The organism is Cupriavidus sp. 05N38 (assembly GCF_056397345.1).
Genome location: NZ_JBFTNF010000028.1, coordinates 19,535 through 38,039 on the forward strand (window position 1 = coordinate 19,535; position 18,505 = coordinate 38,039).

The window sequence follows — 18,505 nt, forward strand, 5'->3', positions numbered from 1 at the left end:
GGCGTCCTCGCTTTACTTGGCGGCCAGCCAGACCCGGGCAAAATTGCTCTGGCTGTGGTCGAAGGTGTCGGTGACGTTGCGCAGGCGCTTGTCCCACACGCCGAACCAGCGGAACTCGAACAGGTTGAGCAGCGCCAGGTCCTGCTGGGCCAGCTTCTGGAAATCCTGGTAGAGCCGCACGCGGCGCGCCGGGTCGGGTTCCACCTGGGCCGCTTCGAGCAGGCGGTCCGCTTCCGGGCTGGCGTAGCCGGAGGCGTTCTGCCACGGCGTGCCCTTCGATTCGGCCTTGGACCAGTAGTGCTGCTCGACGCCGATCTGCGGGTCCTGCCAGTTGATGCCCCAGGAACTGACCAGCTGGAAGTTGTAGTCGCTGAAGACGTTCTTGGTCCAGGTGGGCAGGTCCTGGCCGCGCAGGTTCACGTCGATGCCCACCGCGCGCAGCGACTGGCGCACGAACTCCCCGGTGCGGCGGTAATCGTCGCCGAAGGGGATGTAGTCATGGTCCAGCTTGAAACGCCAGCCGTCGGCCTTGCGCGGGAAGCCGGCTTCGTCGAGCAGGGCTTCGGCCTTCTTGCGGTCGTATGGGTATTGCCTGGTGTCGCGCGTGTAGAAGGTCTTGAGCAGCGAGGACACCGGCCCGGTGGCGGGTTCCGCGTAGCCGCCCCACACGGTCTTGACCAGCGCCTGGTCGTTGATCGCGTGCAGGATGGCCTGGCGCACCTGGAGCTTGCCGATGATGGGGTCGCGCAGGTTGGGGATCAGCCACAGCCAGCCGGCAAAGCCGTTGTAGCCCTCGGTGCTGACCACCAGGTTGGGCGACTTGGCCAGGCGGTCGGCATCGGCGAAGGTCACCGGGTTGCGCTCGCCGTATTGCACCGCGCCGGTTTCCAGCGCGGTGGCGCGGCCGGCCACGTCGGGAATGATCTTGAAGGTGAGCTTGTCAAGGTAAGGCAGGCCCGGCGCCCAGTATTTGTCGAAGCGCTCCAGTGCGATGTGCTGGCCACGCACCCACTCCTTGAAGACGAAGGGGCCGGTGCCGACCGGCTTGTTGTTGTACGGGTTGTTGGGGATGTCGGTGTTTTCGTAGAGATGGCGCGGCAGCACCGGCGCGGCCACCACGTCGAGCGCGTTGAGGATCACCGGGGTCGGCTTGGCCAGCGTGAGCACCACGGTGTAGTTGTCGGGCGTCTCCACCTTGCGCAGGTGCTGGAACACGCGCCGCGCGGTCGGCGCGTACCTGGACCAGATCTGCTCGGCGGAGAACTTCACGTCGGCGGCGCCGAAGGGCTTGCCGTCATGCCACAGCACATTGCGGCGCAGCTTGATGCGCACGGTCAGGCCATCGGGCGAGACGTCCACGCTCTCGGCCAGTTGCGGGCGCGGCTTGAGGTCGGGGCCGTAGTCGAGCAGGCCGTCGAAGATCTTGCTGACCACCGTGCGGCCCGGGGTCGACGTATTGATGAAGAAGGCCAGCGTGGGCGGCTCGGGGTGCACCACGGCATCGAGCGCGCCGCCGCGCTGAGCGCCTTGCTCGGTATTCGGCGCGGACTTGGTCAGGGCCTGTGCCTCGGGCAACAGGCCGCCGAACAGGCCGCCGGCCAGCAGCGCGCCGCCGGCGCCCAGCCATTGTCGGCGCTGCGGGCTCTGCAGGTCGGCGGTGCCGGGAGAGGCTGCGTCGGCAGCGGAGGACGGATCGGCGATGGCGCGGTCTGGAGCGGTCATGGGGCGTCTGTGAGGCCGGAAGGCGGAATGTTGGAAAGGGCGAAGGAACGAAAGCGGCGCGATGAAAGCGGCGAAGGTGCAGCGAAGGCGTAGCGCAGGAAAACGAAGTCAGACGGAATGGAATCGAATCAGCCGGCCAGCGCCAGTTGCGGCGGTGCCGGCGCATCGTCGCGGCACGGCCGCGCGGTGCCCGGCACGGCGGCCAGCAGCGAGCGCGTGTACGGGTGCCGCGGGCTGGCCCACAGCGCATCGGGCGTGCCGCTTTCCACGATGCGTCCGGCCTGCATTACGCACATGCGGTCGGCGATATAGCGCACCACCGACAGGTCGTGCGAGATAGACAGGTAGGTCAGGCCATGCTCGGCCTTCAGGTCCGCCAGCAGGTTCAGGATCTGGGCCTGGATCGACACGTCCAGCGCCGAGACTGGCTCGTCGCAGATCACCAGCTCGGGGCGCAGCACCAGTGCGCGCGCAATCGCGATGCGCTGGCGCTGGCCGCCGGAAAACTCATGCGGATAGCGCCCGCCGGCGGCGCGGCCAAGGCCCACGTCGTCGAGGATGGCGGCAATGCGGCGCGCGCGTTCGGGGCGCTCGCGCACGCCGTGGATGGCCAGCGCGTGGCCGAGGATCTCTTCCACGCGCTGGCGCGGATTGAGCGAGCCGTATGGGTCCTGGAAGATCAGCTGCACGCGCCGCCGCCACGGCAGCAGGGCGGGCGGCGCCAGCGCCAGCAGGTCCTGGCCGGCGAACAGCACGCGGCCGGCATCGGCCTGCGCCAGGCGCACGATGGCGCGCGACAGGCTGGACTTGCCGCAGCCCGATTCGCCCACCAGGCCCACCGTTTCGCCGGCGGCGATGTCGAGCGACAGGCCGTCCACCGCGCGCACGCGCTGGTGATCGTCGCCGGGGTAGCTTAGCGTCAGGTCTTGCACGCTGAGCAGTGGCATGGCGGCCGCCGCAGCGCGCGATTCGATGCGCCGTGGCGCGGCGGGCGGCGTCACCAGCCGGAAATCGCCGTCGCTCCCGGCGCGGATCTCCGCCAGCCTGTCGCGGCTATAGTGCAGCCCGCCGGCGACGTGCAGCGAGGCGCCCAGCAGGCCGCGCGTGTAGGCATGAGCCGGCGCGGCGAACAAGGTTCCGGTGGCGCCTTCCTCCAGCTTGCGCCCGCCGTGCATCACCGCCACGCGGTCGGCGTAGTCCGCCACCACGCCGAGGTCGTGCGTGATGAGCAGCACCGCCATGCCCAGCGTGTGGCGCAGGCTGTCGATCAGGGCCAGGATCTGCGCCTGGATGGTGACGTCGAGCGCGGTGGTGGGCTCGTCGGCGATCAGCAGGCGCGGGCCRCAGGCCACCGCCATGGCAATCATCACGCGCTGGCGCTGGCCGCCGGAGAATTCGTGCGGATAGGCGTCGAAGCGCCGCGCGGGTTCGGGCAGGCGCACCAGTTCAAGCAGCTCGATGGCGCGCGAACGCGCGGCACGGCGCGACAGCGGCTGGTGCAGGGTGATGGCCTCGGCTACCTGCTGGCCCACGCTGAGCACCGGGTTCAGCGAGGTCATCGGTTCCTGGAAGATCATCGACACGCTGCGCCCGCGCTCGGCGCTCAGCGCGCGCTCGCCCAGGCCGATCAGTTCGCGGCCGTCCAGGCGCACGCTGCCGGTGCTGCGCGCATAGGCGGGCAGCAGGCCCATCAGCGCCAGCGCGGCGCTCGACTTGCCGCAGCCGGACTCGCCCACCAGCGCCAGCATCTCGCCGGCGGCGAGCTGCAGGTCGAGTCCCTGCACGGCGTGCTTGCCGGGAAAGTGCACATCGAGCCCGCGCACGGCGAGCAGCGGCGCGGCTATGCTGGCGGCCGGGGTGGCATCGGATCGGGGAGTCTGGGCAGGAAAAACCATGCGTGCATTGCAGCATGGCACCCCGCGGTCTTCCCACGAATATTTGCGTAGATGCTTACTCGGATATGCGTTTGTGGCTGCCGGCGCGCTGTGCTAGCGCGGCGCGGCGCAGGGCGCGCAACCCCCATGGCGCCTGGGCTGGCGGGACGGGCGTTGCTTGCGTGGCGGCGCTCGCGCACCTGGGCGGCGCGGCGGCGCCTGCTGGCGGGCATGCAGTTTGCGCGCGCCATGTTGGCAGGCGGGCAGCGCGTGCCCGCCCCCGGCCAGCCTAGGCGGCTTGCGGCGCCGGGAACACCGGCTCGCCCAGGTTCAGCATCAGGCGGTTGGCCCACGCGAAGATGGCGATCGAGTGGATCAGGTCCAGGATCTCGGCGTCGCTTACGCCCACTTCGCGCAACGCGCGCAGGCTGTCGGCACTGACTTCGTCGGGCTGCTCGGTCAGTTCGATGGAGAACTTCGCGATGGCCTGCTCGCGCGCGGTGGTGCCGGCGCCGCGCGGGTCTTCGAACACCTGGGCGATCACGTCGTTGCGCTTGGCCAGTTGCTCGAAGCGCTGGGCATGGACCGAGGCACAGTACACGCAGCCGTTGACGCGCGACACCACCGTGCTGGCCAGCTCGCGCTCGGCGCGCGCCATGCCGCCGGGGGCGTACATGATGGCGTTGAAGGCGGTGGAGCGCTGGCGCAGGATCTCGGGCTGGTGCACCAGGAACAGGTAGTAGTCGGATACCTTGGCCTTGGGGTGGCTTTCCTCCAGCACCGCGATCTGTGCGGGCGTGGCCTGGTCCAGCCGGGCCACATCCAGCCATGCCTTCCAGTCGAGCACTTCGTTGGTGAAGCCGTGGGCCTTGATGGGTGCGTTGGCGGGCAAGTTGGCGGACAAGTTGGCGGGCGCGCTCATGCTGCGTTCTCCTCGGCTTGCAGGGTCTTGAGGGCCTTCAGGCCGGCCACCAGCCGCACCTGGTAGGACAGGAATGCGATCAGCTGCGCCAGCGTCACCACGTCCGGCGTGGACAGGCCCGCCGCGGGCAGCGTCCTGAGCGCGGCTTCGTCGCCGGCCACCGGGTTCTCGATCAAGGTGCGGGTGAAGGCCAGCATGGCGCGCAGGCGCGCGTCGGCCAGCGTGGCTGGATCACCATGTCCGGCGGCTTCGATCAGTGCGGCGTCGGCGCCGGCTGCCTCCAGGCGCTGGCGGTAGTGCGCGGCCAGTTCCGGCGAGGGCGTGAGGCGTGCCGCATAGAGCGCGACCAGCAGGCGCTCGGCCAGCGGGAGGCCGGGCAGGGCGGGATCGAACAGGGCATCGTAGCTGCCCTGGGTGGCGGCTGCTACCTTGTCGCGCTGGTGGCGCAGCGCATGCGTGGCGGAGCCGGCCGCGATGCCGGCCACGCGGTCGACCACGTCGGGATTGGGGTTGGCTTGGGTCATGACCTTGTCTTCGTCTCGGTTCGGTTGACGGTTTCGTTCTGGCTCGGGAATCGGTTGGTCCGGATGGCGGGATCAGCGCGCTGGCGGCGGGTCGGCGGCCACCCATTCGTCGCCGAAGACCTCGGGCTCGGCAAACGCCTCCAGATTGGCGTAGTGCGTCTCGACGTCTTCCTGGTAGAGCAGCGCGGCAATGCCCTGGCCGAGCCGCCTGGCGCCATCGCTGATGGCCGGGATGTCGCCCGACACGGTGCCGTGCGTCAGTGCCGCGGGGTAGTTGAAGCAGTGGATGCGCGACAGCCCCGGGCAGGCGCCCGGCGTCGTCTCCAGGAATTCGAAGGCGGGGCCGAGGTCCGGCGAGTCCGACAGTTCCTGGTCTTCCTGCCCCGCGCGCGGCGCGTAGCGGTCGCGCCAGTAGCGGATATGCGGGGCGAAGGCGGCGAACTCGTCGCGGCTCTCGAGCGCGATGCGAAAGCCCGTGGAGAACACCAGGAAGTCCAGCTCGAACACGCCCCTGGACGTATGGACGCGCAAGGTGTCGCCGGCCTGCTCGATGCGCCCGATCGCGCAGCCGAGGTTGAAGCGCGCGTTCGCGTGGCGCGACACCCGCTGGGTGCTGCCGCGCGGCGGCGGTACCTGCTGCACGTTGATGTAATGGCGGATGCGCCATTTCCATTCGTCGGGCAGCCCCGGATAGCCATGCGTCATGCCTGCGTTGCCGGCGCCTTTGCCTTTGTTCACGCGGGGGATGTCGGCGCGGCGGATCAGCAGGTCCACGCTGGCCGCGCCCGCTTCCAGCGCGGTGGCGGCGCTGTCCATGGCGGATGCGCCGGCGCCTATCACGCCCACGCGCTTGCCGCGCAGCGTGCCGTAGTCGAATTCGTCGCTGGAATGCGCCCAGCTCGCGCGCGGCAGCGCTTGCGCGAAGGGTGGCACATAGGCGCCGCCGAGGCCGTCGCGGCCGGTGGCCAGCACCACGCGGCGCGCCAGCACGGTCTGCATGCCGTCAGGGGTGCGCATTTCCAGCGCCACCAGCCCGTCGGCGCGCGGCAGCACGCGCGCCACGGTGTGCGCGTTGCGGATATCGAGTTCGAGCACGCGGCGGTACCAGCGCAGGTAGTCCATCCATTGCAGGCGCGGGATCTTGTCCAGCGCCTCCCAGGCCGGCGTGCCGAACTGCGCTTCGAACCAGGCGCGGAAGGTCAGCGCGGGCAGGCCGAGCGCGGGGCCGGTGAGCTGCTTGGGCGAGCGCAGCGTCTCCATGCGCGCGGTGGTGGCCCACGGGCCTTCGAAGCCTTCGGGCGAGCGGTCGAAGATGCGCACCGCGATGCCGAGGTGCTTGAGCGTGGCGGCCGCGGCCATGCCTGCCATGCCGCCGCCGACCACCGCCACGTCGAGCACCGGCTGGCCCTGATGCGTGCGCGCGGGAACCCACGCTTTGGCGGGCAGCTCAAGCCAGGCCAGGTCCTGACGTAGGCGTGCTTCCAGTGCGGCCAGGCCTTGGGCGGCGCCGGCGGCGGCCGGCCGGGCCGGGGTGATGTCGGCAGTCAGGGTCATGATTCGTTCGTTTCCGTATCTTGGGAGGCGTGCGCGTCGTCGGCGGGGCCATAGAGCGCTTGCAGCAGCGCGCTATGCTCTTCGGGGCCGCGCTGCGTGAAGTCGGGAAGCAGCGCGCGGGCTGCATCGGCCAGGGCGTCGATCAGCGCCAGCACCGCCGCGCTGGCCGGGCGGCCCTGGGGCGTGATCACGCCGAAGTAAAAGGGAATGTCGGTATCGATCGGGCGCACCACGATGTCGGCCAGCGGCACGCCGCGCGCGGTAACCGGCTCCAGCACGGCAATGCCCAGGCCGGCACGCACCGAGGTCAGCGCATTGAAGGACGAATTGGTATTGATCAGTGCGGCCGGTGTCACCCCGGCGCGGGCAAAGCCTTCGTCCACGCGGCGGCGCAGCCGGTAAGGGTTGTGCATGGTGATGATGCGCCGGCCGCTGCAGGCCGACAGTGGAATCGCAGCCAGCGCGGCGAGCGGATCGTCGGCGCGCACCGCGGCCACGCAGGCGGCCTGTCCGATCCAGTGCACGGTCACGCCGCGATGCTCCAGCGGCAGGCTGGTGACGCCGATCTCGGCGGCGCCGGTCAGCACCGCATGCACGACCTTCTCGGGGAACAGGCTATCGATATGGATCTGGCTGGACTGGCCCGCTACGCCATGCGCGCCATACGTACCGTGCGCGGGATGGCCGGCCTGGTTTGCGGCCTGGCCCATGGCCTGGCCCACGGCGTGATCCGGCAGGCGCCCGGCGAGCGCCAGCGGCAGCAGCCCGGCCGCCAGCGCCGGCGTGGCGGCGATATGCAGCGGCCGGTTCGCGTCGCGGGCGATCTCGTCGGCCCGGGCACGGATCTGCTTCAGGCCCACCAGCGCATGTTCCACGTCCTCGTACAGCAGGAAACCACGCTCGGTCGGCGTCACGCGCGGCCCGCTGCGCACGAACAGCGCAAAGCCGATCTCGGCCTCCAGTTCCTGGATCAGCCGCGTGATGACAGGCTGCGAGCGGCCCAGCAGGCGGCCAGCAGCCGTGATGCTGCCGCTGGTGATGACTGCCGCGAAGGCTTCCAGCTGCCGGATTTCCATGGTTTGGCACGATGTATGTGGTTTTAGCATTCTCCATCGTTAAGTATTCTGATTGCAAATACTATTTTTGCATTCCTTCGTGCTACGACAGATGGCCGAGGCGCCGCATGGGGCGAGCACGTATCATGCGATCAACCGACGTCGCCATCCGCATGCCGCCGCTCATGGAAAGCCTGCCTTCGACACCGCAACCTTGTTTCGCCCGCCGGTATCCATTGCGGCCCCGGCTGGCGCTGGCCTTGTGCTGGGCGCTGGCGTGGCTGGCATTGTTGGCGCCGGTGCGCGCCGATACGCTGCGGGTTGGCTCCAAGCGCTTCACCGAGTCCTATATCCTCGGCGAGATCCTCAGCCAGACCGCGGCCGCCCACGCCAGCACGGAGAACACGCCTGGCCTGGGCAACACGGCGATCGTGTTCGAGGCGCTCAAGAGCGGCAGCATCGACCTCTACCCGGACTACACCGGCACCATCGCCAGCGAAATCCTCAGGCTGCCGGCCGGCGCCAGCCTCGAGCAGATCAACCAGGGTCTGGCGCCGCTCGGCTTGGCGGCGGGCATCGCGTTCGGCTTCGAGAATACCTACGCGGTGGCCATGGCAGGCGCGAAGGCGGGCCGGCTCGGGCTGGCGACGCTGGATGACCTGGCCGCGCATCCCGATCTCCGCCTGGGGTTGTCGCACGAGTTCCTGGGCCGCGCGGACGGCTGGCCCGGCCTGGCCCGGCGCTACGGCCTGCGGCAGCGGCCGCTCGGGCTGGACCACGGCGTGGCCTACGAGGCGCTGGCCAGCGGACAGGTCGACGCGATCGACATYTATTCCACCGACGCCAAGATCCGCAAGTACGGGCTGCGCGTGCTGGCCGACGATCGTCACTATTTCCCGCGCTATGACGCCGTGGTGCTCTACCGGCGCGACGTGCCGCAACGATTTCCCGGTGCCTGGCAGGCGCTCGAAGGGCTGGCCGGCAAGATCAGCACGGCGGACATGATCGCCATGAACGCGGCCGCCGAACTGGACGGAAACTCGTTCGTCACCGTGGCGCGCAATTTCCTGGCGCGCGGCATCGGCGGCGTGGAGGCGGGCGAGACGGCGGCGGGCGCGCGCGCCGGGCTCGCCGGCACACTGTTCAGCCGCGACACGCTGAACCTGACATGGCGCCATCTGGGGCTGGTGCTCGGCGCGGTGGGCGCGGCCACCTTGCTGGGCGTGCCGCTGGGCATCGTGGCGGCGCGCCGGCCGCGGCCGGGGCAGGCGGTGCTGGCGCTGGTCAGCGTGCTGCAGACGGTGCCGTCGCTGGCCTTGCTGGCGATGCTGATCCCGCTGATGGGGCGCATCGGCGTATGGCCTGCGCTGGTGGCGCTGTTCCTCTATGCGCTGCTGCCCATCGTGCGCAATACGCTGACCGGCCTGCGCCAGGTGCCCGCCGGCATGCGCGACGCGGCGCGCGCGCTGGGCTTGCGGCCCGGCCAGGTGCTGCGCTATGTAGAGCTGCCGCTGTCGATGCCGGTGCTGCTGGCCGGCGTCAAGACCGCCACCATCATCAGCGTGGGCACGGCCACCATTGCGGCCTTTGTCGGCGCCGGCGGCTACGGCGAGCGCATCGTCACGGGGCTGGCGCTGAACGACGACAGGCTGCTGATGGCCGGTGCGATCCCGGCCGCCGTGCTGGCGCTGGTGGTGCAGGGCGGCTTCGAGCTGGCGGAGTGGTACCTGGGCCGGCACGGACGCACCGGCAGCAGGCACTGAGCAGCGCTATCGCTGAAGCTGAAGCTGGGCCTTGGCCAGCGCGCCGAGCGTCGCCACCGCGTTCTCCACCGCATCGCTCCAGAGATGGCCGTAGTTCAGCCGGATGCAGTTCCGGTAGCCCTGCCGCGCCGAGAAGATCGGCCCCGGCGCGATGCCGATGCCGTGCTCCAGCGCCGCGCGGTGCAGGGCGAGTGCGTCGAAGCCCTCGGGAAACTCGACCCAGAGGAAGTAGCCGCCGTCCGGCTGCGAGACCCGCACCGATTCCGGAAAGTGCCGGCCGATCGCCGCGATCAGCTGGCCTTGCTGTATTTCCAGCACATGGCGCAGGCGCCGCAGGTGCTTGTCGTAGCCGCCGTTCTGCAGGTATTCCGCCAGCGCCACCTGGGTCGGCACGCCGGCCGACAGCGTGGTCATCAGGCGCAGCCGCTGGATGATATCGCCGTAGCGTCCCGGCGCCACCCAGCCCACGCGGAAACCCGGCGCCAGCGTCTTGGAGAAGGAGCTGCAATGCATCACCAGGCCTTCCTGGTCGAAGGCCTTGGCGGGCAGCGGACAGCGGTTGCCGAAGTACAGCTCGCCATACACATCGTCCTCGATCAGCGGCACGCGGTGGCGTGCCAGCAGCGTCACCAGCGCCTGCTTGCGTGCTTCGGACATGCTGGCCCCAAGCGGGTTCTGGAACTGTGTCATGAACCAGCAGGCCTTGATGGGGTGGCGCTCGAGGGCATTTTCCAGCGCCTCGAGATCGATGCCTTCGCTCGGGTCCACGGGGATCTCCACCGCGCGCAGGCGCAGGCGCTCCAGCGCCTGCAGCGAGGCGTAGAAGCCTGGCGATTCGATGGCCACCACGTCGCCGGGCTGGGTCACCGCCATGAGGCACAGGTTGAGCGCCTCCAGCGCACCGCTGGTGACGATAATCTCCTCGGTCGGCTGGGGCGCGCCCGCGCCGAGGTAGCGCAGCCCGATCTGCTGGCGCAGCGCCAGATGCCCGGCCGGCATGTCGTTGACCGAATACCACGGATCGAGCTCACGGCCGGCGCGCGCCAGCGACTTGCCCAGCCGCTCCCACGGAAACAGCTCGGGCGACGGGAAGGCCGAGCCAAGCTGGATCAGTTGCGGATCGCGGGCGGCGTCCAGCACGGAGAACACCAGCTTGGAGATATCCACGTCGGTGGAGACCTGGTGCGTGCGCCGCACCGCGGTCTGCGGCAACGGCAGCGTGCGTCCGACCGGGCCGGTCACGTAGTAGCCCGAGCGCTCGCGCGCCCGTACCAGCCCACGCTCTTCCAGCCGGTAATAGGCCTGGAAGGCGGTGGCCGGACTCACGGCGTACTGCGCCACCGTCTTGCGGATCGACGGCATCTTGGTGCCGGGCGGCAAATTGCCGTTGCGGATGTCCCTGGCCAGCGTCTCCGCCAGTTCTTCGTAGCGCTTCATGGGTTGGGCAACAGCCGGGTGGTCCGGCGGGCTGTCAAAACTGATACGCAAAATTATCGCAGATCTGATGCTGTTATTGCTTGCCGGCAACAGCCATAATCCGTTCCAACCCGTAAAGGATTTGCACCCGGATCTCCCCTCGGCGGCCGGACGTACAAGGAAGGAAAAGCAAAATGAACCCCTTGAGATTGGTGACCACCGTGTTGTGGGGATTCCTCGGCCTGCGCCGTGGCGAGGAGCATATGCGCGACTTGCAGGCGGTGCGGCCGGTGCCGCTGATCCTGACCGGCGTGGTGCTGGCGGCCGGGCTGGTGCTGCTGTTGCTCACGCTGGCGCACTGGGCGGTGACGCACGGCTGAGCGCGTGGGTTTCGTGCCCGGTCGCGCGGCCAGCGCACAGACTTGCCCGCCGCGTGCGGGCTGTGCTGCGTTGGCCTGCCGGCAAGCGCGCCGTGTGCAATGGTGCGGACAACGATACATGACGACATGAGCCTCATCCCCGGGCGGCCCGCCGCTGCCAACGGTTACATCAGCGACATCAGCTTGCTGGCCGGCGGCCTGCGCAAGAACGTTCGCCGTGCCCTCGGCGCCATGCTGCTGCTGGCATCGTGCGCGGGCCTGGCGCCGCTCGCCGCCGCCCAGCCGGCGGACACCGCGAAGATCGAGCGCGGCCGCTACCTGGCCAAGGTCGCCAACTGCGCGGCGTGCCACACCAGCCCCGGCGGTGCGCCGTTTGCCGGCGGGCTGCCGCTGCGCACCGGGGTGGGCACCGTCTACTCCACCAACATCACGCCCGAGCCCGATACCGGCATCGGCGCCTATAGCCTGCAGGAATTCGATCGCGCACTGCGCCAGGGCGTGGCGAAACATGGCAAGCGGCTTTACCCGGCCATGCCTTATCCGTCCTACGCCAGGCTCGATGAGCCCGACGTGCAGGCGCTCTATGCCTACCTGCGCGCCGAGGTGAAGCCGGTGCGCAGCGAAACCGCCGAGCCCGATATGCGCTGGCCATTCAATATGCGCTGGCTGCTGCGTATCTGGAACTGGCTGTTCCTGGAGAGCGGGCCGGTGCACACCGGCACCGGCCAGAGCGCCGACTGGCAGCGCGGCGCCTACCTGGTCCAGGCCGTGGCCCACTGCGGTGCCTGCCACACGCCGCGCGGCACGCTGATGGCTGAACGCGGGCTCGACGAGCGCAGCCGGCATTTCCTGGCCGGCGCCAGCGTGGACGGCTGGGCCTCGACCAGCCTGCGCGGCGATCCGCGCACCGGGCTGGGCGGCTGGTCGCGCGAGGAAATCGCCGAGTACCTGCATACCGGGCGCAACGCGCACGCCACCTCGTTCGGGCCAATGTCCGAGGTGATCGCGTCGTCGACGCAGTTCATGAGCCGGCCCGATCTCGACGCGGTGGCGACCTACCTCAAGTCCATCCCCGGCGCGCGCGACGAAGCGCCATACCGCTACGATGCCGGCACTGCCGACCGCCTCGCCCAGGGCCGCTTCGATACCGCGGGAGCGCGCCAGTACGCGGAGTTCTGCATGCCCTGTCACGGTGCGGGCGGCAAGGGCTTCGCGCGGGTGTTCCCGCCGCTGGCGGGCAATCCCACCGTGATGGACCCGGACCCGTCGGCGCTGGCCAGCCTGCTGCTCGACGGCGCCGTCACGGCCCAGGTGGGCACGGCCGCCACCGACTACCACATGCCCGGCTACGGCTGGACGCTGGACAACCAGGAACTGGCCAACGTCCTGACCTTCATCCGCGGCGGCTGGGGCAACAACGCCAGCCCGGTCAGCGAGGCAACGGTGGCCGCGCGGCGCGCCGAACTCGGCCGCCACAAGGAAGCGATGAGCGGGCGCTGAGCCCGCGCCACGCCCGGGCACGCGAAGAGCAAAAGACCGGCATGACCCCGACCCCGACATGACCCCGACCCCGACATGACCATTACGCGCAGGGATTTCCTCAACGGCGCCGCGCTGACCATCGCCGCTGGCCTGGCGCCCGCCCAGTTGCTGCAGGCCGCCGAGCGCGGCGCGGTCTATCCGCCGGCACTCACGGGGCTGCGCGGCAACCATGCCGGCACCTATACGCTGGCGCACAGCCTGGCGCGCGAGGGCGCCAAATACCCCGGCGTGCTCGCGCGCGAAGTGTTCGACCTGGTGGTGGTGGGCGGCGGGCTCAGCGGGCTGGCGGCCGCGTGGTTCTACCAGCGCCGCTTCGGCGCCGGCAAGCGCATACTGATCCTCGACAACCACGACGATTTCGGCGGCCATGCCAAGCGCAACGAGTTCACCGTGCGTGGGCGGAAGCTGGTTACCTATGGCGGCAGCGCCGAGATGCCCTCGACCGCGCTGGATAGCCGCGCCGTTGCCACGCTGCTGGCTGGCCTTGGCGTCGAGACGAAGCGCCCGCCGCCGGTGGCGCGCGATCCCTACCGTGACCTCGGCATGGGCCGTGCGGTGTTCTTCGACGCCGAGCATTTTGGCCGCGAGCAACTGGTGGCCGGGGATCCCTTCGCCGAGCTCATCGACGCGCGCAACGCGGGGCGCGCGCAGCCGCCCTCCGCAGATGCGCTCAAGACCTTCCTCGACAAGGCGCCGCTGCCGCCGCAGGAGCGCGCCGCGCTGGCGCGCCTGGCCGATGGCGGCACGGATTTCCTGCCCGGCATGAGCGATGCCGAGCGGCTGGCCTATCTCAAGCGCACCCCGTACGCCGTCTTCCTGCGCGACAAGGCGGGCCTCGGCCTGGATGGCCAGCGCTTTTTCCGCAGCCGCAGCAACGACGCCTACGCGCTCGACGCGGACGGCATCTCCGTGTTCGACGCGCTCGGCATCGGCCTGCCGGGCGGCAAGAACATGCCGCCGGCCAGCCTCGATCCGCGTCTGGGCAAATCGGCCGCCTCCACGTTGTGGTTCCCTGATGGCAACGCCTCGCTGGCACGCCTGCTGGTGCAGAGCCTGGTCCCTGGCGTCGCCAGGGGGGCGGGCCCCGAGGCCATCGGCACGGCGGCCTTCGACTACAGCCGGCTCGACACCGACGACGCCACGGTCCGGGTGCGCCTGAACAGCACCGCCATCGCCATCGAACCTGACCAGCGCATCACGCGCGTCACCTACGGCTGGAACGGCAACCTCCACCGCGTGGAAGCCGCGCACGTGGTGCTGGCCGGCTACAACATGATGATCCCGTTCATCATGCCCAGCCTGCCCGAAGCCCAGAAGCAGGCCCTGCGCTCGGATGTGAAGGCACCCGTGGTCTACAGCAAGGTGGCGCTCGACAACTGGCAGGCCTTTGCCGCGCTCAAGGCGCGCCGGATCCATGCGCCCGCCATGGCCTACACCGACCTGTGGCTGGAAACCCCGGCCGGCGCGCGCCCGTCCGACCCCGTGGTGCTGCATATGCTCTACGTGCCCACCGTGCCCGACAGCGGCATGCAGGCCCGTGATCGCTTCCGCGCCGGGCGCGCCTTCCTCCTCGGCACGCCGTTCGACGCGCTCGAAGCCGGCATCCGCGGCCAGCTCGACCGCATGCTGGCGGGAGGCGGATTCCGGTCCGGCGACGTTATCCGCGGCATCACCGTCAACCGCTGGGCGCACGGCTACAGCTACATGCCCAACAGCCTATACGAAGACCAGGCCGCCGCGCAGGCCACGCTGAACCGCGCGCGCGCCGCCGCGGGCAATGTGGTCATCGCCAATAGCGACAGCGCCGGCAGCCCTTCGATGACGGCGGCAATCGAGCAGGCGTGGCGGGCGGTGGGGGAACTGGGCGGCTGAGGCAGGCCTAGTCCGAAGCATCCGGCGGCGTCGCCGTCCACGCAATGCGGTGGGCTGCCTCCGTCGCGCGGTGGCGCGCATCGTCCTCGGTATGCAGGTAACCGCTGGTGGTGGCGATCGAGGCATGGCCAAGGTTGTCGCGCACGAAGCGCAGGTCTACCTGGCCATCGGTCATATGCGAGCCAGCCGTGTGGCGCAGCCAGTGCGCCGAGGCGCTGGCCAGCAGGTCGGCGCGGCTTTCCCATTCGGGCCCGCGCGTGCGCAGGCGTTGCGCCGCCAGTGCAAACACTTCCTTGAGCACCAGGTGCAGCGCGCCGCGCGATAGCGGGCGCGGTGCGCGCGCCTGCCCGGTCACCGGCAGCACAAGCGGCCGCGCCTCGCCTGGCAGCGGGCTGGGCGGCAGGCCGCAGGCGCGCCGGTAGCGCGCCAGCTCCGCGATCAGCTCATCGGTGGCAGGCACCAGCCGCGTCTTGCCGCCCTTGCCGGTCACTTCCAGCCACCAGCGCTCGACGCCGTGCGCATCGCGCCTGCTGAAGAACGCCCCCATGGTAGTGTCGGCCACCTCGGCCGCGCGCAGGCCCCCCAGGTACAGCACCGTCAGCAGCCAGCGGCAGCGCGCCGCGTGCTGGCGCTCGCGTTCGGTTTGCGCCGGCATGCTTTCGATGGTGTCCTTTACCGCTTGCCACAGTTCGTGGCTCAGGTAGCGCGTGATCCGGGGCTTGGCATGGCCGCGCCGCCGGCGTGCCAGCGAGAGCGGGTTGCCGGCCAGGTAGCCGGCTTCGACCAGCCAGGCAAACAGCGCGTTGATGATCACCAGCGCGTGCCGCACGCTGGCCGGGGAGAGCGCGCCGGCGAAAGGCCGCCAGTCGGGCGCGTCGCGCGCCAGTTTCTTGCGCGACGTCATCACCCAGCGAGCAGCCGGCTGCGGGTCGGCCAGGAAGCGCTCGTACACCAGCAGATCCTCATGCGTCAGCGATGACAGCGGCTTGCCATGCTGCATCACTGCCCATAGCAGCAATCGTTCGGCCTCGCGCCGGTAGCTTTGCAGCGTGGCGGGGGTGCCGCTGTAGCGCGCCAGCCAGGCAGCCACGGCAGCCACGTCATCCTGCGCGGCGATCTGCGGGACGCCGCCACGGGCACGGTTGCTGCCGTCGGCGCCCGATAGCGCGGGAGGCAGGGCGAGTTGTTCCAGCGGCGATGCCGGCAGCGTGGCGAGGGGCAGGGCAGGGACGGAGGCTGGGACAGGCATGAATGGCAATCCATCTGCAGGCGATTCGAGGCGTGATTATAGACAGAAGCTACCTCGCAAATACGCCGTCCTCGCGTTGCGCGTCGAGCGGTCGCCTCGGACTGGCTAGAGAATCACGACTCTATTGCGCCCGTTGTTCTTGGCTCTGTACAACGCGCGATCGGCGGCCGCGAACGTTGTCTGGTGCGCGGAATCCGTGCTGCCTAGTCGGCGCCTCACCGCCGCGCCGACACTGACGGTCACCACGCCGGCCGGGGAGCGGCGGTGGGCAATCGCGAGGCGAGCTACACCGGCGCGCAGCTTTTCCAGTGCCGCCTCCAGGGCCGGCGGTGGCAGGCGGCAGAGCAGAAGCCCAAACTCTTCACCGCCCAGACGCCCTGCAATCATCTGGTGCTCATCAGCGATTGACTGCAGGACCGAAGCCACCCGGCGCAGACACGCGTCGCCAGCCTGATGCCCATAGGTATCGTTGTATTGCTTGAACCAGTCGATATCGACCATCACTGCACCCATCTCATCGCCGTCTGCTGCCTCATCCCACTTTCGGCGAATGCTTTCGAGCATGAAGCGCCGGTTGAACAATTGCGTGCCCGGGTCGGTTGCATTCGCGCTTCGCAGCTTCAGATCGTTCTCGATCATCGCGCGCAGATGGCGAAAGACATCGGCTTGCGCGGCGGTCATGCGGCCGGGTGCCGCATCCATGGCACACAAGGCTCCCACGATCTCGCCGTCAGGTCCCCGCAGCGGGATGGCCGCATAGAACCGTACAAAAGGCGCGTTCCGCACGAGTGCGCAGTGGGCGAAGCGAGGGTCCGCGCCGGCATCTTCGACGACAAAAAGCGCGTCATTCTGTACGGCGTAGTTGCATAGCGACTGCCTGCGAGGTATTGGCAAAACGGACAGGCCGATCTCCGCGCGATAGTGCTGATGCTCGGCGTCCAGCAACAAGATCGCAGCAATCGATGCGCCGGTCACCGCTTTCAAGATACTGGTGGCGTGTCGGAAGCATTCCCGCATCACCTGATCGTCATGAAGCAACCACTCAATGACAGGCGACTCTCCGTTCGTGCTGGAACCTGGAAATTCACAGGACTGCGCACGGCTAGCCGGGTGATCATTGAAGGAGAAAGACAATTTAATTCCACGCGAATCGAATATCCAATGTCAACGGCTTGCCACATGAAAACTTTAATCGGAATGTCATGGTTGGAATCGAAGAGGCCAGTCGGGTACGTTTCCTGCCATTCGTGAATGCCGGGGTCGTCTGATCGGGTTCAGCCATCGCGGGATTGGACATTGACGCGTGGACTGATTCGCGGGGGAGGTGGTCAGGATTTGCCCTGTCGACCCTGCGGTACGGCTTCTGGGTGAAGGCTGAGGCTGGCACGGACGGGACCCACGGCCATCTTGATCGTACGCGGTACCGTGCAACGGACGGTGCGCCGATACCATACTCGCTCCTTGAAGCGCACCCCCCCACTTCGAGGGGTTATCGCATGATGATCTGTTGCCGATAGGGTGAGGAAGCGCAATCACGCCAAAGGCGGATAGCCGACGTCTGCGCTCATCGTGATTCACCCAATATCGCTAAAGCACGCGAACTTGATACAACCAGATTAAATACGCGGTCTCGGTGGGGGCTGCCTGTGACCCAAGGTTTTGGCATAAGCGCCGTAAGGCAATCATTTATCGGTATTTCATCGCGATGTTCCGCGTACTACAGGCAGGCTGGCCCAGCTGCGCACTCCTCGATCTGCGACGTCACAACAAATGAGAGCAGCCCTGTCCCGTGCAGACCACGCGGATGAGGATCATCTCAAATATCTTGCCAGCCCAACACAAGCAGATGCAGACGCGGCCCACCTATACCAACGCAGGCAATTTCACGATTCGGTTCCCGTTCCCCAAGCCTTACGGCGAAGGCTTGTGCTATTACGTGCTCGCGCCGGCCACTTCTGCGTCTTTCGGATTCGCCCACCAGCGTAACCCACATGTCACGCGGCTCGAGTCGGCCCTCGCCGTCCTCCCGGAAACCGATGTCGAGTTTTTCCGCGAGCTCGTCAAGGCGTTTCTACGCTATGGCAAGCTGGCCGCCATCTTCCGGCTATTCATCGCATATCGGGACGGCGCCCCACAGGTAGATTCCTCTTCCATCCGCTACTTTGATGTCGACGATCCCGACTCTGGCGCCAAGGAGTTGGTCCTCAACCTTGATTGGACAGGTTTCAACCGCCGTCTTGTCGCCCAACGCTGATTTCCATTGGGATGCCGGGCCGCGGTTGCCGATGGGCGCGCAACATCAGGCGGCGCCATCGGGGGGCGCGGACACGCCGGTGCGATCCATGCCGGCCAGCGTGAATGAAGCGCCCTTGCTGTCTGCGCCGTCGGTGTAGGGCGAACGCGATTCGAGCGCGCCGCGGGCACCGTCGGTGTAGACGCTGCGCGGTTCCTGTACGCCGCGTGCGCCATCGGTGTACACATTGCGCGCTTCGTTCACGGTGCTGGCGCTGGCAGTCTGCACGTGCAGTGCAGTGACGGCGCTCGCTGCGAGGATCAGGGCTTGCAGGACGGTGGCGACGGAACGGCTTTGCATGATGGATCTCTCTCTATAAGTCGGTTGGAAAACACTTGA

Annotated in this window: 13 protein-coding genes and 1 pseudogene; 5 read left to right on the forward strand and 9 right to left on the reverse strand. The window is 68.6% G+C overall.

The features are described 5' to 3' along the window. Positions 1 to 12: 12 nt before the first annotated feature. From AC1DK4_RS20155 to AC1DK4_RS20175, 5 genes and pseudogenes are all read right to left on the reverse strand, one after another. Positions 13 to 1,722, reverse strand: coding sequence for an ABC transporter substrate-binding protein (locus AC1DK4_RS20155; protein WP_441615618.1), 1,710 nt, complete (start codon positions 1,720 to 1,722; stop codon positions 13 to 15). Positions 1,723 to 1,850: 128 nt separating this feature from the next. Beyond that, positions 1,851 to 3,617 (reverse strand): ABC transporter ATP-binding protein, encoded by a 1,767-nt coding sequence (locus tag AC1DK4_RS20160; protein WP_441615620.1) that lies wholly within the window; start codon positions 3,615 to 3,617, stop codon positions 1,851 to 1,853. Between the two features lie 268 nt (positions 3,618 to 3,885). After that, a pseudogene (locus AC1DK4_RS20165) lies at positions 3,886 to 5,042 on the reverse strand (CMD domain protein). Between the two features lie 72 nt (positions 5,043 to 5,114). Beyond that, positions 5,115 to 6,596: an NAD(P)-binding domain-containing protein gene (locus tag AC1DK4_RS20170; protein WP_441615622.1), complete on the reverse strand. Its 1,482-nt coding sequence runs from the start codon at positions 6,594 to 6,596 to the stop codon at positions 5,115 to 5,117. Beyond that, on the reverse strand, positions 6,593 to 7,672 hold the full coding sequence (locus AC1DK4_RS20175) for a LysR family transcriptional regulator (RefSeq protein ID WP_441615624.1): 1,080 nt from the start codon (positions 7,670 to 7,672) through the stop codon (positions 6,593 to 6,595). The genes AC1DK4_RS20170 and AC1DK4_RS20175 overlap by 4 nt, the downstream gene beginning before the upstream one ends. Before the next feature lie 164 nt (positions 7,673 to 7,836). Here AC1DK4_RS20175 and AC1DK4_RS20180 point away from each other — a divergent pair, with 164 nt between their 5' ends. Further along, on the forward strand, positions 7,837 to 9,414 hold the full coding sequence (locus tag AC1DK4_RS20180) for an ABC transporter permease/substrate-binding protein (RefSeq protein WP_441615740.1): 1,578 nt from the start codon (positions 7,837 to 7,839) through the stop codon (positions 9,412 to 9,414). A 6-nt stretch (positions 9,415 to 9,420) separates the two neighbouring features. Here AC1DK4_RS20180 and AC1DK4_RS20185 read toward each other — a convergent pair whose 3' ends face one another. After that, positions 9,421 to 10,851 (reverse strand): aminotransferase-like domain-containing protein, encoded by a 1,431-nt coding sequence (locus tag AC1DK4_RS20185; protein ID WP_441615626.1) that lies wholly within the window; start codon positions 10,849 to 10,851, stop codon positions 9,421 to 9,423. A 173-nt stretch (positions 10,852 to 11,024) separates the two neighbouring features. On the opposite strand from AC1DK4_RS20185, the gene AC1DK4_RS20190 reads away from it, so the two are divergent. The 3 genes from AC1DK4_RS20190 to AC1DK4_RS20200 all read left to right on the forward strand — a co-directional run bounded on the left by AC1DK4_RS20190 (position 11,025) and on the right by AC1DK4_RS20200 (position 14,624). Next, the gene (locus tag AC1DK4_RS20190; protein ID WP_441615628.1) at positions 11,025 to 11,210 is read left to right on the forward strand and encodes a DUF2970 domain-containing protein; all 186 of its coding nucleotides are present in this window, start codon (positions 11,025 to 11,027) and stop codon (positions 11,208 to 11,210) included. Positions 11,211 to 11,441: 231 nt separating this feature from the next. Next, positions 11,442 to 12,710, forward strand: coding sequence for a cytochrome c (locus tag AC1DK4_RS20195; RefSeq protein WP_441615742.1), 1,269 nt, complete (start codon positions 11,442 to 11,444; stop codon positions 12,708 to 12,710). Positions 12,711 to 12,785: 75 nt separating this feature from the next. Next, a complete protein-coding gene (locus tag AC1DK4_RS20200; RefSeq protein WP_441615629.1) occupies positions 12,786 to 14,624 on the forward strand; it encodes a flavin monoamine oxidase family protein in 1,839 nt (612 codons plus the stop codon). A 7-nt stretch (positions 14,625 to 14,631) separates the two neighbouring features. Here the strand turns inward: AC1DK4_RS20200 and AC1DK4_RS20205 are convergent, their stop codons facing one another. Continuing rightward, positions 14,632 to 15,873 carry a tyrosine-type recombinase/integrase gene (locus tag AC1DK4_RS20205; protein ID WP_441615631.1) on the reverse strand — a complete coding sequence of 414 codons (1,242 nt, stop codon included), beginning with the start codon at positions 15,871 to 15,873 and terminating at the stop codon, positions 14,632 to 14,634. 105 nt (positions 15,874 to 15,978) lie between these two features. After that, a complete protein-coding gene (locus tag AC1DK4_RS20210) occupies positions 15,979 to 17,007 on the reverse strand; it encodes a sensor domain-containing diguanylate cyclase (protein WP_441615633.1) in 1,029 nt (342 codons plus the stop codon). A 670-nt stretch (positions 17,008 to 17,677) separates the two neighbouring features. Between AC1DK4_RS20210 and AC1DK4_RS20215 the strand changes: the two genes are divergently transcribed. Beyond that, on the forward strand, positions 17,678 to 18,127 hold the full coding sequence (locus tag AC1DK4_RS20215; RefSeq protein ID WP_441615635.1) for a hypothetical protein: 450 nt from the start codon (positions 17,678 to 17,680) through the stop codon (positions 18,125 to 18,127). Positions 18,128 to 18,172: 45 nt separating this feature from the next. Here AC1DK4_RS20215 and AC1DK4_RS20220 read toward each other — a convergent pair whose 3' ends face one another. Further along, positions 18,173 to 18,466, reverse strand: coding sequence for a hypothetical protein (locus tag AC1DK4_RS20220; protein ID WP_441615637.1), 294 nt, complete (start codon positions 18,464 to 18,466; stop codon positions 18,173 to 18,175). Positions 18,467 to 18,505: the final 39 nt, after the last annotated feature.

Coding starts and splice junctions, on each gene's coding strand:
- AC1DK4_RS20155 (WP_441615618.1), bottom strand. CDS start 1,722: ATGACCGCTCCAGACCGCGCCATCGCCGATCCGTCCTCCGCTGCCGAC.
- AC1DK4_RS20170 (WP_441615622.1), bottom strand. CDS start 6,596: ATGACCCTGACTGCCGACATCACCCCGGCCCGGCCGGCCGCCGCCGGC.
- AC1DK4_RS20175 (WP_441615624.1), bottom strand. CDS start 7,672: ATGGAAATCCGGCAGCTGGAAGCCTTCGCGGCAGTCATCACCAGCGGC.
- AC1DK4_RS20185 (WP_441615626.1), bottom strand. CDS start 10,851: ATGAAGCGCTACGAAGAACTGGCGGAGACGCTGGCCAGGGACATCCGC.
- AC1DK4_RS20190 (WP_441615628.1), top strand. CDS start 11,025: ATGAACCCCTTGAGATTGGTGACCACCGTGTTGTGGGGATTCCTCGGC.
- AC1DK4_RS20195 (WP_441615742.1), top strand. CDS start 11,442: ATGCTGCTGCTGGCATCGTGCGCGGGCCTGGCGCCGCTCGCCGCCGCC.
- AC1DK4_RS20200 (WP_441615629.1), top strand. CDS start 12,786: ATGACCATTACGCGCAGGGATTTCCTCAACGGCGCCGCGCTGACCATC.
- AC1DK4_RS20205 (WP_441615631.1), bottom strand. CDS start 15,873: ATGCCTGTCCCAGCCTCCGTCCCTGCCCTGCCCCTCGCCACGCTGCCG.
- AC1DK4_RS20215 (WP_441615635.1), top strand. CDS start 17,678: ATGAGGATCATCTCAAATATCTTGCCAGCCCAACACAAGCAGATGCAG.
- AC1DK4_RS20220 (WP_441615637.1), bottom strand. CDS start 18,466: ATGCAAAGCCGTTCCGTCGCCACCGTCCTGCAAGCCCTGATCCTCGCA.